The following is a 1,189-nucleotide window of genomic DNA, read 5'->3' as shown; positions in this document are numbered from 1 at the left end:
GCAGATATAGAGCAACAGATTTAGATTATGCCATAAATAATTTAAAACCAATCACAATTCAAGTTTTTCGCAGGGAGTATAAACAGGATAATTGGTATGTACATCTTTCTACTTATGTACCAGAAATTCCAGTAGTTTATACGAGAAAAAATGGTTGTATAGGCATTGATTTTAATGCCGAGTTGATTTCAGTTACTTATGTTAAATGGGATGGCAATATTGAATATTTAGAAGAGCTACCTTACCAATGGAAAAATCAAACTACTGGGCAACGACAAGCAACTATGAGGAATATTGTCGCGACTATTGTCAAATTAGCAGATTTTTTTGAGTGCGCTATTGCTATTGAGTCTCTGGATTTTACCAAGAAAAAAGCCAAGATGAGTGAGGAAAGTAAAATTTATAATGCAATGCTTTCTAACTTGTCTACAGGAATGTTTAGAGAGGCTTTAGAGTCATGCTGTAGAAGATTTGGGGTTGAATTAATCAAAGTCAATCCAGCTTTTACTAGCGTGATAGGAATGATTAATTACATGGCTAAATACGGTCTAAACAGTGGCACTGCTGCTGCTTTAGTAATTGGTCGTAGAGCTTTGAATTTATCTGAAAAAATCCCGCAGTGTTTGTTGAGACCGGAGGATGTCAACAAACATGATTGGAGTCATTGGAGGCGAGTTGCTAGTTTTATTAAACTACATCGTATTCGGAGGACTCAACTTTTTCAATGGAGGAAAGCCCTTGAGGGAATCCTAACCCATAGTTTGTGGGCGGAACATCAACTTTCACAGGAAGTACACATTGAAACGGGTGAGTAATCAAATCATTTGCACTCACCGATGGCAAATGTCTAGCGCGTGTCTAGTTTTCAAGAAGGTGAAATAGCTACTAAGAGACTGGAGATTTTGCAAGATTTTCCCTTACTTGGATTAAATTTAACGGTAGAAAACTTAGCCAAATAATTTTTGACTCTCAGCAACCTCCCCCCTAAAGCTGCTAATGATGCGTTACATATTGCCCTAGCTATAGTCTATGGTTTAGATGACCTGTTAACATGGAATTGTAAGCACATTTATGGATCTTATTTAATTCTTGTTCCTTATCAAAATAATTGGGTCACGCAACCCCGCCTTTTAAGGCGAAATATTTTTGGAAGCTTGCTCAAATACTGGTTACAAAAACAACTCCTGAC

General features: G+C 37.1%; 1 protein-coding gene and 1 pseudogene. Both read left to right on the top strand.

Annotation, left to right across the window (positions count from 1 at the left end; genetic code table 11):
• A partial coding sequence (locus F6K13_RS34090) for an IS200/IS605 family accessory protein TnpB-related protein (RefSeq protein WP_287290079.1) occupies window positions 1-815 on the top strand: 815 nt, incomplete at its 5' end.
• Between the two features lie 147 nt (window positions 816-962).
• Window positions 963-1,189 (top strand): annotated as a pseudogene (locus F6K13_RS35700) (hypothetical protein); the annotation flags it as partial.

Origin of the sequence: Okeania sp. SIO2B9 (assembly GCF_010672505.1) — a bacterium.
In the GTDB taxonomy this organism is placed as follows: Bacteria; Cyanobacteriota; Cyanobacteriia; order Cyanobacteriales; family Microcoleaceae; genus Okeania; species Okeania hirsuta.
Note: the sequence above shows the minus strand (reverse complement) of the source record. Positions and strands in the feature narration are given on the sequence as shown.